At 71.3% G+C, this 12,774-nt stretch carries 12 protein-coding genes; 2 read left to right on the top strand and 10 right to left on the bottom strand.

Annotation, left to right across the window (positions count from 1 at the left end; genetic code table 11):
* Positions 1-91 precede the first annotated feature (91 nt).
* A complete protein-coding gene (locus R0232_RS03520; RefSeq protein WP_093350629.1) occupies positions 92-856 on the bottom strand; it encodes an SPOR domain-containing protein in 765 nt (254 codons plus the stop codon).
* Positions 857-867: 11 nt separating this feature from the next.
* The gene (gene argS, locus R0232_RS03515) at positions 868-2,553 is read right to left on the bottom strand and encodes an arginine--tRNA ligase (RefSeq protein ID WP_093350626.1); all 1,686 of its coding nucleotides are present in this window, start codon (positions 2,551-2,553) and stop codon (positions 868-870) included.
* A gap of 131 nt (positions 2,554-2,684) precedes the next feature.
* On the opposite strand from argS, the gene R0232_RS03510 reads away from it, so the two are divergent.
* Positions 2,685-3,029, top strand: a complete 345-nt coding sequence (locus R0232_RS03510) for a hypothetical protein (protein ID WP_203204058.1) — start codon at positions 2,685-2,687, stop codon at positions 3,027-3,029.
* Between the two features lie 53 nt (positions 3,030-3,082).
* Here R0232_RS03510 and R0232_RS03505 read toward each other — a convergent pair whose 3' ends face one another.
* The 6 genes from R0232_RS03505 to R0232_RS03480 all read right to left on the bottom strand — a co-directional run bounded on the left by R0232_RS03505 (position 3,083) and on the right by R0232_RS03480 (position 9,750).
* Positions 3,083-5,113 (bottom strand): spermidine synthase, encoded by a 2,031-nt coding sequence (locus tag R0232_RS03505; protein WP_431511248.1) that lies wholly within the window; start codon positions 5,111-5,113, stop codon positions 3,083-3,085.
* Between the two features lie 4 nt (positions 5,114-5,117).
* Complete coding sequence (locus tag R0232_RS03500) at positions 5,118-5,573, bottom strand: DUF2214 family protein (protein WP_093350618.1); 456 nt, start codon at positions 5,571-5,573, stop codon at positions 5,118-5,120.
* Between the two features lie 70 nt (positions 5,574-5,643).
* A complete protein-coding gene (locus tag R0232_RS03495; protein ID WP_093350615.1) occupies positions 5,644-6,570 on the bottom strand; it encodes a LysR family transcriptional regulator in 927 nt (308 codons plus the stop codon).
* Positions 6,571-6,634: 64 nt separating this feature from the next.
* Positions 6,635-7,627: a Bug family tripartite tricarboxylate transporter substrate binding protein gene (locus R0232_RS03490; RefSeq protein WP_431511247.1), complete on the bottom strand. Its 993-nt coding sequence runs from the start codon at positions 7,625-7,627 to the stop codon at positions 6,635-6,637.
* A 4-nt stretch (positions 7,628-7,631) separates the two neighbouring features.
* Positions 7,632-8,822 (bottom strand): CaiB/BaiF CoA transferase family protein, encoded by a 1,191-nt coding sequence (locus R0232_RS03485; protein ID WP_208508920.1) that lies wholly within the window; start codon positions 8,820-8,822, stop codon positions 7,632-7,634.
* The gene (locus tag R0232_RS03480) at positions 8,815-9,750 is read right to left on the bottom strand and encodes a hydroxymethylglutaryl-CoA lyase (RefSeq protein WP_431511246.1); all 936 of its coding nucleotides are present in this window, start codon (positions 9,748-9,750) and stop codon (positions 8,815-8,817) included. Before R0232_RS03480 ends, R0232_RS03485 begins: the two co-directional genes overlap by 8 nt.
* A 94-nt stretch (positions 9,751-9,844) precedes the next feature.
* On the opposite strand from R0232_RS03480, the gene R0232_RS03475 reads away from it, so the two are divergent.
* Entirely contained in the window at positions 9,845-10,585 is a 741-nt protein-coding gene (locus R0232_RS03475) for an IclR family transcriptional regulator (RefSeq protein ID WP_203204051.1), read from the top strand.
* Positions 10,586-10,594: 9 nt separating this feature from the next.
* Here R0232_RS03475 and R0232_RS03470 read toward each other — a convergent pair whose 3' ends face one another.
* A complete protein-coding gene (locus R0232_RS03470) occupies positions 10,595-11,563 on the bottom strand; it encodes a Bug family tripartite tricarboxylate transporter substrate binding protein (protein WP_431511245.1) in 969 nt (322 codons plus the stop codon).
* A gap of 78 nt (positions 11,564-11,641) precedes the next feature.
* Entirely contained in the window at positions 11,642-12,631 is a 990-nt protein-coding gene (gene hisC / locus R0232_RS03465; RefSeq protein ID WP_431511244.1) for a histidinol-phosphate transaminase, read from the bottom strand.
* Between the last annotated feature and the right edge of the window lie 143 nt (positions 12,632-12,774).

Raw genomic sequence — 12,774 nt, 5'->3', positions numbered from 1 at the left:
GGCGGCGCGGACCGCGGCGAAGCTTAAAGAAAAACCATGACCGTTGTCGGGAGAGGCCACCCGGCGGCGGCGCTCCCCGGCCGGACGGCGCTCAGCGCTGGACGCGCACCAGCGCCGAGTCGAGGCCGGCGCCGTCCATCCGTTCCTTGAGGCGGTCGGCGTCGTCCTTCTTGTTGAACGGACCGGCGCGCACGCGGTAGACGGTGCGGCCGGCCTGCTCGCGCTCGGTCACGCGGGCCTCGACGCCCATCAGCGAGAGCTTGGCGCGCTGCGCCTCGGCGTCCTCGGTGGTGCGGAAGGCGCCGGCCTGCACGAAGTACATGAAGGGATCGGCACCGCCGGAGCCGGTGGCGGCCGCGGCATTGCCGCTGCTCGACGACGGGGCGGCGGCCACCGTGGTGCTGCCGCCGACGCTGCCGGCGCGGGCCCGGGCCAGGTCGCCGAGCGGATCGTTCGAGGGCGGCAGCGCGTTGGCCTCGGCCGGCACCGGCGCGGGCCGCGCGGGCTTGGGCGCAACCACCACCGGCACCGGCGCCGTGGGCGGCGGGGTGCCGGGCGAGACCGTGGCGGTGGCGGGATTGCTGCCGTCGCCGGCAGGTGGCGCGCCGACCGGGCCGGCGGCCGCGGGGCGCGGCTGCTGCGGCTTGCCGGCCAGCGGGGCGTTCGGGTCCCAGTCGCGGTTCTTGCGCGCCTCGGCCTCGTCCTGCTCGGCACCGCCGCGCTGTGTCTTGGTGACGAAGGGGATCGGCACCTTGGTCACGTAGACCGCGATACCCAGCGCGACGCCCAGGCCGAGCACCAGCCCGATGATCAGGCCGATGACGATGTTGCCGCGTTGTCTGGTTGTCTTCTTCATGGGGAGGGGGTTCACATCTTGCGCGGCGCGGTGACGCCGAGGATCGCGAGGCCATTGTGCAGCACCTGCGCGGTCGCGGCGACCAGCGCCAGGCGCGCCAGCTTCACGGCCTCGTCGTCGACCAGGATGCGCTCGGCGTCGTAGTAGCTGTGGTACGTGGCCGCCAGTTCGCGCAGGTAGAAGGTGACGTCGTGCGGCGCGAAATCCTTGGCCGCGGCGCTCAGCATCTCGGGGTACTTGGCCAGCAGCAGCATCAGCGACTGGGCCGCCGGGCTCTCGAGCGGCGACAGGTCGACGCCCTGCAGCACGGCCGCATCGCCGCCCCAGGCCGCGAGCACCGAGCAGATGCGCGCATGCGCGTACTGCACGTAGTACACCGGGTTGTCGTTGTTCTGCGCCACGGCCAGGTCGACGTCGAAGGTGTATTCGGTGTCGGGCTTGCGGCTCAGCAGGAAGAAGCGCACGGCGTCGGTGCTGGTCCACTCGATCAGGTCGCGCAGCGTGACGTAGCTGCCGGCGCGCTTGCTGATCTTGACCTCCTCGCCGCCCTTGGTGACGCGCACCATGGTGTGCAGCACGTAGTCGGGGTAGCCCTCGGGAATGCCCTCGCCGGCAGCTTGCAGTCCGGCGCGCACGCGCGCGATGGTGCCGTGGTGGTCGGTGCCCTGGATGTTGATGACCTTGTGGAAGCCGCGCTCCCACTTGGCGATGTGATAGGCGACGTCGGGCACGAAGTAGGTGTACGTGCCGTCCTGCTTCTTCATCACGCGGTCCTTGTCGTCGCCGTAGTCGGTCGACTTGAGCCACAGCGCGCCGTCCTGCTCGTAGGTCTTGCCCGCGGCGACCAGCTGCGCCACCGCGCGCTCGACGCGGCCGCTGGTGTAGAGGCTGGACTCGAGGTAGTACTGGTCGAAGCGCACGCGGAAGGCCTGCAGGTCCAGGTCCTGCTCGCGGCGCAGGTAGGCGACGGCGAACTCGCGGATCGCGTCCAGGTCCTCGATGTCGCCGCTGGCCGTGACCTCGCGGTCCTCCGACTTCACGGTCTTCTTCGCGATGAAGTCGGCCGCGATGTCGGCGATGTAGTCGCCGTTGTAGGCCGCAGCCTTCTCGCCGCTCGGCCATTCGGCGTCGCCGGGCTTGAAGCCGCGCGCGCGCAGCTGCGTGCTGTTGGCCAGGGTCTGGATCTGCACGCCGGCGTCGTTGTAGTAGTACTCGCGCCAGACCTGCTCGCCCTGCGAGGCGCGCAGGTTGCAGATGGCGTCGCCGAGCGCGGCCTGGCGGCCGTGGCCCACGTGCAGCGGGCCGGTGGGGTTGGCCGAGACGAACTCGACCAGCACCTTCTCGCCGGTGGCCGGGCGCTGGCCGAAGGCGGCGCCGGCGTCGAGCACCTCGCGCACCACCTGCTGCTTGGCGGCGGTCTTCAGGCGGATGTTGAGGAAGCCGGGGCCGGCGATCTCGACCGCCTGCACCCACTGGGCGAAGGCGGGGGTGGCGAGCAGCGCGGCGCTCAGTTCCTCGGCGAGCTCGCGCGGCTTGCGGCCGAGCGGCTTGGCCAGCTGCATGGCGGCATTGCTGGCGAAGTCGCCGTGGGCCGCGACCTTGGGAGACTCGAACGCGGCCTTGAGGCCGGCGCCGGGCGAGAGGGATTCGAGCGTGTTCGCGAGCGCCGCGAGCAGCTCCTGTTTGACCAATAGCATCGGCGAATTTTACCGGGGGCAAACTCGGTCGCAGTTGACGATCGTCATCCGACCGTCCCCTTCGCCCGTTACGATGGTCAACCCCGAGGCGGGGCAGCCACTGTCACAACCCATTTGCAAGGACACACACCATGAAGAAGCTCCTTTCCCTGGTCGCCTCCACCATCGCGCTCGGCGCCTGCCTTTCCTTCGGCGCCGCCCAGGCCCAGGACAAGGCCGCCACCCCGGCCGCTCCCGCCGCGGCGGCACCCGCTGCAGCCGCCGGCGGCTGCGAAGCCAAGGCCGTCGACAAGAACGGCAAGGCCCTGGCCGGCGCCGCCAAGGCCAGCTCGATCAAGAAGTGCGAGAAGGAAGCCAAGGCCGCCGCCGCTCCCGCCTGCGCCGCCAAGGCGGTCGACAAGAACGGCAAGGCGCTCGCCGGCGCCGCCAAGAACAGCTTCGTCAAGAAGTGCGAAGCGGACGCCGCCAAGGGCTGAGACCGCTTTTCTCCGCAACCTTTGTGAACAAAGCCCGCCTCGTGCGGGCTTTGTTACTTGAGCACGCCCAACAGGTTGTTGTAGTCGTCGGTCCAGGGCCGCGCGGCCGGGTCGACCGCGATCGGCTGGGTCGCCGCCGCGATCGGCGCACGCGCGAGCACCTGCGGATCGCGCGCCACCAGCACCCAGTCGGTGGCGTGCAGCCAGGCCGAATCCTCCGCGTCGTCGCTGACCAGCACCGCGTGCAGCCCCTGCGACTGCGCGATGCGGGCCACCACGGGCGCGAGCGCGAGGAAGTGGTTGGTGACGTGGAAGGCCACCACGCCGTCGGGCCGCAGGTGCCGCAGATAGACCTGCATGGCCTGCGCGGTCAGCAGGTGCACCGGCACCGAGTCGCCCGAGAAGGCATCGACCGCCAGCACGTCGAAGCCCTGCGCGCTCTCGCGCTCCAGCGCCAGCCGCGCGTCGCCGAGCACGCGCTCGACCTTCGCGCGGCTGTCGCGCAGGAAGGTGAATTCGCGGTCCGCGATGTCGAACACCTCGGGATTGATCTCGTAGAAGCGGTAGACGTCGCCCGTGCGCCCGTAGGTCGCGAGCGTGCCGGCGCCCAGCCCGATCAGCCCGACGCGGCGCGCGCCGATCGGCAGCGCCTCGATGGCGCGGCCGATGCCCGAGGTGGCGCCGTAGTAGGTGGTGGGTTCGCGGCGGCGCTCGGGCGAGAGGAACTGCTCGCCATGCTTGATCGAGCCGTGGACGAACTGGCGCACGTAGTCGGGCGGGTCCTGGCGCCGTACGTCGTAGGTGTGCATCGAGCCGTAGAAATTGCGCCCCAGGGTGCGCAGCCCCTCGTGGTCGCTGCGCACCTGCTCCGAGAGCAGCCAGCCGCAGCAGGCCGCGAGCCCCACGCCGGGCACCCACAGCAGCCAGCGCGCGCGCAGCACCAGCGCGCCGAGCAGCGCCGCCAGCACCAGCCCGATGCCGAGCTCGTAGTAGGCCGGCAGCAGGTAGGGCGCGCCCAACCCGACCGTCACGCCGCCGATGGCGCCGCCCAGCGACAGCATCAGGTAGAAGCGCGTGAGGTGCGCGGGACCGGGCCGCAGCCGCGCGGTCTCGCCGTGCAGGAACATGCACAGCACGAACAGGCCCGCCACGTGGATCGTCAGCGCGGTGTGGATCTTGAGCCCGGCGCCGTCCTGCAGCTGGTAGGCGCACAGCGCCAGCATCGCGGCCGCGAGCGGCACGAACAGGCCGCGCCGGTACCAGCGGTCGCTCTCGAAACACAGCACGAAGGTCAGCAGGTAGAGCGACAGCGGCAGCACCCAGAGGAAGGGCACGGCCGCGATGTTCTGCGTGATGTGGTTGGTGACGGCCAGCAGCAGCCAGGAGCCGAGCGCGGGCAGCGCGAGCCACAGCAGCTGGTCGATGCGGCGCGGCGCCGCGACGGGCGCATCGGTCGATGCGGCGGCGGCCGGCAGGTCGTGGTTCCAGCGGCGCGCCATGTACAGCGTGGTGCCCGCGCAGAGCACGACGAAGCCCGCGTAGCCCCACGACCAGCCGATGGCCTGCTGCATCAGCGTGCTGCGCGGCTCGATCAGCACCGGGTAGCTCAGCAGCGAGAGCAGCGATGCGAGGTTCGACAGCGAGAAGTAGCGGTACACGCGCGCGCCCCAGGGCGTGCGCGACACCCACGACTGCACCAGCGGGCCGGTGGTCGAGAGCAGGAAATACGGCAGGCCGATGGTGCCGACCAGCAGGCCCAGGATGCGCCAGGCCGGATCCTCGGCGCCGGCCGGCTTCCACTGCGCGCCGGCCACGATCGGCAGGAAGGCCAGGCTCGCGAGCAGCAGCGCCGCATGCAGCAGCGCCTGCGCGCGCATGCGCAGGTGGCGCGAGATCCAGTCCGAATAGGCATAGCCCGCGAGCAGCGCGACCTGGAAGAACACCATGCAGATCGACCACACGGCGGCCGAGCCGCCGAACCACGGCAGGATCTGCTTGGCGATCAGCGGCTGGACGAGGAAGAGAAGGAAGGCGCTGCCGAAGATCGTGCCGGCAAACAGGAGCTGGATGCCGGCGCTCGCCATGCGGCTACTTGCTGCCGAAGCCGCGCGCGAAGAACACCGCCGCCAGCGGGATCACGGCGATCAGATGCGCCTGGATCATCACCAGCTTGCGCGTCTTCTTCACCTCGGCCTCCGAAGGCAGCGTGCCGCTGGCGCGCAGCGCCTTGCGCCAGCGCAGGTAGTTCAGGGTCGGGAAGATCGACAGCACGCCGACCACGATGAACAGGCCCAGCTTCAGGTGCAGCAGCGGATTGGTCCAGTACCAGGCCGTGCCCTTCACGCCCCAGAGGGTGCGCGCGATGCCGGTCAGCAGCACGGACACGGCGGCGATGCCGTAGACCATGTCGACGCGCGCGAGCCGCTCGACCACCGCGGCATTGAGCCACTCGACGCGGCACAGCGCCGCCTCGCTGGCGATGAAGACGACCATCGTGAGGATGGCCAGCAGATGCAGGTAGGCGAGGATGGCTTCGAGGGTCATCGTGGCGTTCTCTTCGTCGGGGCGCGTGGGGTTTGCAAATGCAAACAGATTGTGCAGCCACGCGCCCGGCTCAGGTCCGTCCACCCCAGAATTCGGGCCGCCCGTATTGGTCTTTGAGGAAATCAAGCCACAGTCGCACGCGCAGCGGCAGGTGCTTGGCGCCCGCGAACACCGCGTAGATGCCGTTGGGCGGTGCCGCGAACTCGTCGAGCAGCGGCACCAGCAGCCCGGCATCGATCTCGGCCTCGACCTCCCAGGTGCTGCGCCAGGCGATGCCGTGGCCGGCCAGGCACCAGTCGTGCAGCACCTGGCCGTCGGAGCAGTCGAGCGGGCCGCTGGGCCGCAGGTGGATCAGCTCGTGGCCGCCCTGGGCGTCGGGAATGCGGAAGGCCCAGCCGCGCGTCTGCGAGGCGTCGCTGGTGAGCGCCAGGCAGGCGAAGCGCGACAGCTCGTTCGGATGGCGCGGCGCGCCGTGGCGCAGCACGAACTCGGGCGTGGCCACGCAGCGGCGCCGGTTGTCGGCCAGCCGCACGCTGACCAGCGAGGAATCGGGCAGGTCGCCCACGCGCACCGCGCAATCGAAGCTCTCGCCGGCCACGTCGACCACGCGGTCGCTGAGGTTCAGCGAGATCGTCACCTCGGGATGCAGCGCATGGAAGCGGGGCACCAGCGGCGCGACGTGGCGCCGGCCGAAGCCCGCGGGCGCGGTCACGCGCAGGTGGCCGCTGGCCTTGACGCCGCCCGCGCTCACGCTGGCCTCGGCATTGGCGAACTCCACCAGCAGGCGCTGGCAGTCCTCGAGGAAGGCGCTGCCCTCGTGCGTGAGCGTGATGCGCCGCGTGGTGCGAACCAGCAGCTTCACGCCCAGGCGCTCCTCGAGCGCATCGAGCCGGCGCCCCATGATCGCGGGCGCCACGCCCTCGGCCTTGGCGGCCGCGGTGAGGCTGCCGCGCGTGGCGACCGAGACGAAGGATTCGAGCTGCTTCAGGCGGTCCATGGCGCCCGAACTATATAGAGGCGGCGGGAAGCCCGGCGCCGCGCGGGCTCATCCCGGGGACCGGCTATTCGGGCTGCACCCCGGCCTCGCGCACCGCCGCGCCCCAGCGCGCATGCTCGGCGCGCACGTACTGCGCCGCCTGCTCGGGGCTGCCGCCCACCGGCATGCTGCCCTCGGCCTGCAACTGCGCGATGGTCGCGGGCTTGGCCAGCGCCTTGTCGATCGCGGCATTGAGCTTCTTCACGATCTCGCTCGGCGTGCCCGCGGGCACCACCACCGCCTTCCAGTCCACCGCCTCGAAGCCCTTGTAGGTCTCGGCCACGGTGGGGATGTCGGGCATCACCGGCAGCCGCTTGGCCGAGGTCACGGCCAGCGCGCGCAGCTTGCCGGCCTTGACCATCGACAGCGCGCCCTGCGGCGTCGCGAACATGCAGTCGGTCTGGCCGCCGAGCAGGTCGGTGATGGCCGGCGCCGCGCCCTTGTAGGGCACGTTGAGCACCTTGAAGCCCACGCGCTTGGCGAGCACCTCGCCGGCCATGTGGCCCAGGGTGCCGGTGCCGGCCAGCGCCTGCTTGATCTCGCCGGGCCTGGCCTTGGCCGCGGCGACGAAGTCGGCCAGCGAGCGGTAGGGCGAATCGGCGCGCACCACCAGCACCACGGGCTGCGCGGCGACGACCGAGACCGGCACCACGTCCTTCAGCGCGTCGTAGGGCATCTTCGGGAACAGCGTCGGGTTGATCGCGAGGTTCGCGGTCTGGCCCATGCCGATGGTGTAGCCGTCGGGCTTGGCCTTGGCGACCACGTCGATGCCGATGTTGCCGTTGCCGCCCGCGCGGTTGTCGACGATGAAGCTCCACTTCGTGTCTTCGGCGAGCTTCTGCGCGACCAGCCGCGCGACGATGTCGGTGGCGCCGCCGGGCGTGTAGGGCACGACCAGGCGCACCGGCTTGTCGGGCCAGGCGGTGTCGGCATGGGCCGGCCAGGCGCTGAGCGCCAGGGCGCAGGCGAACGCGGTCGCGGCGCCGGCCAGCAGGCCGCGCCGTGGGATGGATGTCATGGGATCAGTCTCCTGTGGTGATGTGGCGGCGCCGGAGCGCCTCGATCGCTGCGTCGTCGTAGCCGGCTTCGCGCAGCAGCTCGACGGTGTGTTCGCCCAGGCGCGGCGGCTGCAGGCGGATGCCGGGCCGCACGCCGTCGAGGGTGAACGGTGCCAGCGGCACCTTGGCCATGTGGCCGTCGTTCATGCGCACCGGCGCGAGGCCGCCGGTGGCGTTGAGGTGCGGGTCGTCGAACAGCGCCTGCGGCTTGGTGATGGGCGCGAACGGCAGCTCGTTCTTCTCGAACACCGCGGCGAGCTCGGCCGCGCTGCGCCCGGCGAGGTGCGAGCGCAGGATCGGCATCATCCATTCGCGCGCCAGCACGCGGTCGTTGTTGGTCTTCAGGCGCGGGTCGGCGGCCAGTTCCTCGAGGCCGAAGGCCTGGCAGAACACGGCCCACTGCTTGTCGCTGACGGCCGCGAGGAAGATCTGCTCGCCGTCCTTGACCGTGAACACGTCGTACACCGCCCAGGCCGAGATGCGGCTGGGCATCGGGTCGGCCGGCTTGCCGGTGGCGGCGAACTGCATCATGTGCTGCGCCACCAGGAACACGTTGTTCTCGAACAGCGCCGACTGCACCTCGCAGCCCTTGCCCGTGAGCTCGCGCTGGCGCAGCGCGGCCATCGCGCCGATGGCGCCGAACATGCCGCCCATGATGTCGTTGACGCTGGTGCCCGCGCGCAGCGGATCGCCCGAGCGGCCGGTCATGTAGGCCAGGCCGCCCATCATCTGCACCACCTCGTCGAGCGCGGTGCGGTGGTCGTAGGGACCGGGCAGGAAGCCCTTGTGGCTCACGTAGATCAGGCCCGGGTGCAGGGTCTTGAGCGTGTCGTAGTCGAGGCCCAGCTTCTTCATCGTGCCGGGCTTGAAGTTCTCGCTCACGATGTCGGCCGTGGCGATCAGGCGCAGCGCGGCCTCGATGCCCTCGGGCTGCTTGAGGTCGAGCGCGATGCTCTTCTTGTTGCGGTTGAAGGTCGGGAAGAAGCCCGCGCCCGAGCCGAGCAGGCGGCGCGTGTTGTCGCCCTCGACCGGCTCGACCTTGATGACCTCGGCGCCGAGGTCGGCCAGGATCAGACCGCAGGTCGGGCCCATCACCATGTGGGTGAACTCGACCACGCGCACGCCGGCGTAGGGCAGCGGATTCGTATCAGCCATGGGCGGTGTTCTCCTGGGCGAAGCCTTTGGGCAGGCCGGCCTCGGGCGTCATGCCGTAGACCGGTTCGCCGGGCAGGCCGGCCATGAGCGGCGCGCGCGCCGCGATGAGTTTCTCTATGTCGATGCCGGTGCGCACCCCCATGGCCTCGAACATGAAGACCAGGTCCTCGGTGACCGCGTTGCCCGAGGCGCCGGGCGCGTAGGGGCAGCCGCCGAGGCCGCCGAGCGAGGCGTCGAAGGTGCGCACGCCCTCGTCCCAGGCCGCGAGGCAGTTGGCGATGCCGAGGCCGCGCGTGTTGTGCATGTGGGCCGCGCCGGCGTGGCGGCCGAGCTCAGCGCGCAGGCGCTTGAACAGGCGGCGCACCTGCGCGGGATTGGCATAGCCCACGGTGTCCGACAGGCCCGACTCGTCGGCGCCGGCCTCGATGCACTGGGCGGCGAGCCGGATCACGTCGTCCTCGGGCACCAGGCCCTGCAGGGTGCAGCCGAAGGCGGTGGAGATGCCGGCCTCGAGCTTCACCTGCGGCGCGATCGCGCGCCGCAGTTCGGCGATGGCGCGCACCTCCTCGACCATCTCGGTCGGCGTCTTGCGCACGTTGGCCAGCGAATGCGCCACGCTGGCCGACACCGGCATGGTGAGCTTGTGCACGCCGGCCTCGAGCGCGGCCTGCGCGCCCTTGCGGTTGGGCACCAGCGCCATCACGGTGAGGCCGGGCAAGGTGATCGCATGGCGCACCACCTCGGCCGCGTCGGCCATCTGGGGCAGCAGCTTCGCGGGCACGAAGGAGGCGACCTCGATCTCGCGCACGCCGGCGGCGTGCAGCGCGTCGATCCAGCGCAGTTTGTAGTCCGTCGGCATGGTGGCCGCGACCGATTGCAGGCCGTCGCGCGGACCGACCTCGCTGATGAGCACATCGGGAGTTGTCATCGGAAATTTGACAGTTCTATCTGACAGAACTATATTTTGCAGAACAGAATTAGACGCCGGCCCCGGCATCGCTGTCAAGCCACCCACCTGCCCCATGCCCCGCAAAGCCCAGACCGAATCGATGTCCGACCGCGATGCCGCGCCCGGAGGCGCGGCCGCGGTCGACCGCGCCTTGAGCCTGCTCGGTGCCTTCCGCCCCGGCGACGAGGCGCTGTCGCTCGCGCAGTTCGCCGAGCGCACGCAGCTCTACAAGAGCACGGTGCTGCGCCTCCTGGCCTCGCTCGAGCACGCACGGCTGATCCGCCGCCAGGACGACGGCCGCTATGCGCTCGGTTCGGAGATCGCGCGGCTGCACGGGCTGTACGCGGCCGCGCAATCGCTCGACCGCATCGTGCTGCCGGTGCTGCGCGCGCTGGTCGCGGCCACCGGCGAGAGCGCGGCCTACCACGTGCGGCAGCCGCAGGGCACGGGCTGGGTGCGGCTGTGCCAGTTCCGCGTCGATTCGCCGCAGGTGGTGCGCGACCACGTGCGTGCCGGCGACCTGCTGCCCAACGACCGCGGCGCGGGCGCGCGCGTGCTGATCGCCTGGGGGCCCGAGGCCGAGCTGCCGCGCGCCGCGGCCGAGCGCCGGCGCTATGAGGAGATCCGCGCGCAGGGCTTCTGCGCGCTGGTGGGCGACCGCAGCGCCGAGCTCGCGGGCATCTCGGCGCCGGTGTTCCATGGCGACGGCCGCCTGGCCGCGGCGGTCACCTTGACCATGCCCGCGCATCGCTACGACGCGCGCCACGCCGAGGCGGTGCGCGCGGCGGCGCGCGAACTGACCGGGCTGGTCTGAGCGCCTCGCTCAGCCCTCGGCCTTGAAGCCCGAGTTCTTGATCGGCAGCTCCCACATCTTCAGGTGCGCCGCCTGCGTGGCCGCGAGCTCGGCCGGGCCGGCGTGCGTGGGCACCAGGCCCAGCGCGTAGATGCGCTCCTGCACGTCGGGCGCGCGCAGCGCCTCGGCCACGGCGCGGTCGAGGCGCTGCACCGTGTCGGCCGGCAGGCCCGCCGGGCCGTAGAGGCCGAAGAAGGCATTGGCCGTGACGTCGATGCCGGCCTCCTTGAGCGTGGGCACCTCGGGCAGCGAGCGGTTGCGCTGCGCGCCGGTCATCGCGAGGATGCGCACCTTGCCCGCGCGGTGGTGCTCGATGGTCTCCGAGGCGGTGTCGACCATCAGCGGCACCTGGCCGCCGATCAGGTCCTGCGCGGCCGGCGCGCCGCCGCGGTAGGCCACGTGCGTCATCGGCACGCCCGAGGCCTGCGCCAGCAGCTGGCCCGCGAAGTGCGGCACCGTGCCCGCGCCCGAGGTCGCGTAGTTGGCCTTGGTGGGGTTGGCCTTCATCCAGGCCAGCACCGCCTTGAGGTCGCCGGCCGGCGCGCCGGGGCCGGCCGTGACCGCGAAGTCGAAGGTGCCCGCGAGCGCGACCGGCGTGAAGTCCTTGACCGGGTCGTAGCCGAGGCTCGGGTAGAGCCACGGATGGATCACCAGCGCGCCGCTCGGCGAGAACACCAGCGTGTTGCCGTCGGGCGCCGAGCGCTTGACCTCGGCCAGCGCGAGCCGGCCGGCCGCGCCGGGCTTGTTGTCGATGATGACGTTCTGGTTGAGCGTCACGCGCATCTTGTCGGCCAGCAGGCGCGCGACCACGTCGGCCGAGCCGCCGGGCGGGAAGCCCACCAGGATGCGCAGGGTGCGCTCCTGCGCGAAGGACCGCGGCGCGATGGCGACGGCGGCGGCGAATGCAGCGGCCTGCGCTGCGAACTGACGGCGTTTCATGGGGGTCTGTCTCCTCGGGGGTGGATGGTCTGTCGCGTTGTTGTCGTGTCGTCGTCCCTGGATCTCTTCGTTCTTTCTTCAGCGCAATGCGGCCAGCAGCGCGCGGTTCTGCTCGGGCAGGCCGACCGAGATGCGCAGCCATTCGCCCAGGCCGTAGTTGCCCAGCAGCGAGACCTCGATGCCCGCGGCCAGCAGCCGCGCATGCACCGCGGCGCTGTCGCCCACCTTCACCATCAGGAAGTTGCCCGACGAGGGCAGGTGCGCGAGGCCGAGTTCGTCGAAGCCCGCGGCGAGCTGCGCGCGCCCGGCGGTGTTGAGTTCGTAGCTGCGCGCGAGGAAGTCCGCGTCGCCCAGCGCGGCCGTGGCCGCGGCCAGCGCCGGCGTCGTGACGTTGAAGCGCGGGCGCTGCGCGTTCATGCGCGCGGCCAGCGCGGGCTGCGCCACGCCGTAGCCGATGCGCAGGCCCGCGAGGCCGAAGGCCTTGGAGAAGGTGCGCGCCACGATCAGGTTCGGCAGCCGCCGCACCCAGCCGATGCTGTCGTAGCGCTGCGCGGGCGCGAGGTACTCGGTGTAGGCCTCGTCGAGCAGCACCGTCACGTGCGCCGGCACCGATTGCAGGAAGGCCTCGAGCGGCGCGGCCTCGATGAAGCTGCCGGTGGGGTTGTTGGGGTTGGCGACGAAGACCAGCTGCGTGTCCTCGCCGATCGCCGCGCGCATCGCGTCGAGGTCGTGGCCGAAGTCGCGCGCCGGCACCACGGTGGCGCGCGCATGGGCGTGCGCCGTGGCCTGGGCGTAGACCACGAAGCCGTACTGCGAATAGACCACGCTCTCGCCCGGCTTCAGGCTGACCTGCGCGGCCAGCTCGAGGATCTCGCTCGAGCCGCTGCCCAGCACCAGCCATTCGGGCGGCACGTCCAGGCGCGCGGCCAGCGCCTGCTTGAGCGCGCTGCCGTTGCTGTCGGGGTAGGTGCCGGCGCCCGCGAGCGCGTCGGCGGCCGCGCGGCGCGCCGACTCGGGCATGCCGAGCGGGTTTTCGTTGGAGGCCAGGAGGATCTTCGGGGCGGTCATGTCGTCGGTGCGGAAAGGCGGATTTATTTAAGAAGTTAAATTTATCCGGCCGGCCCGGCGCGGCCATCGGGGCCTACCCTTCCCGAAGCCGCGGGCGGGTGAACGCATTGCAGCCCGCGGGTGAACGCAATGGCGGCCAGGAC

This window comes from Variovorax sp. DAIF25 (genome assembly GCF_050711835.1).
In the GTDB taxonomy this organism is placed as follows: Bacteria; Pseudomonadota; Gammaproteobacteria; order Burkholderiales; family Burkholderiaceae_C; genus Variovorax.
Note: the sequence above shows the minus strand (reverse complement) of the source record. Positions and strands in the feature narration are given on the sequence as shown.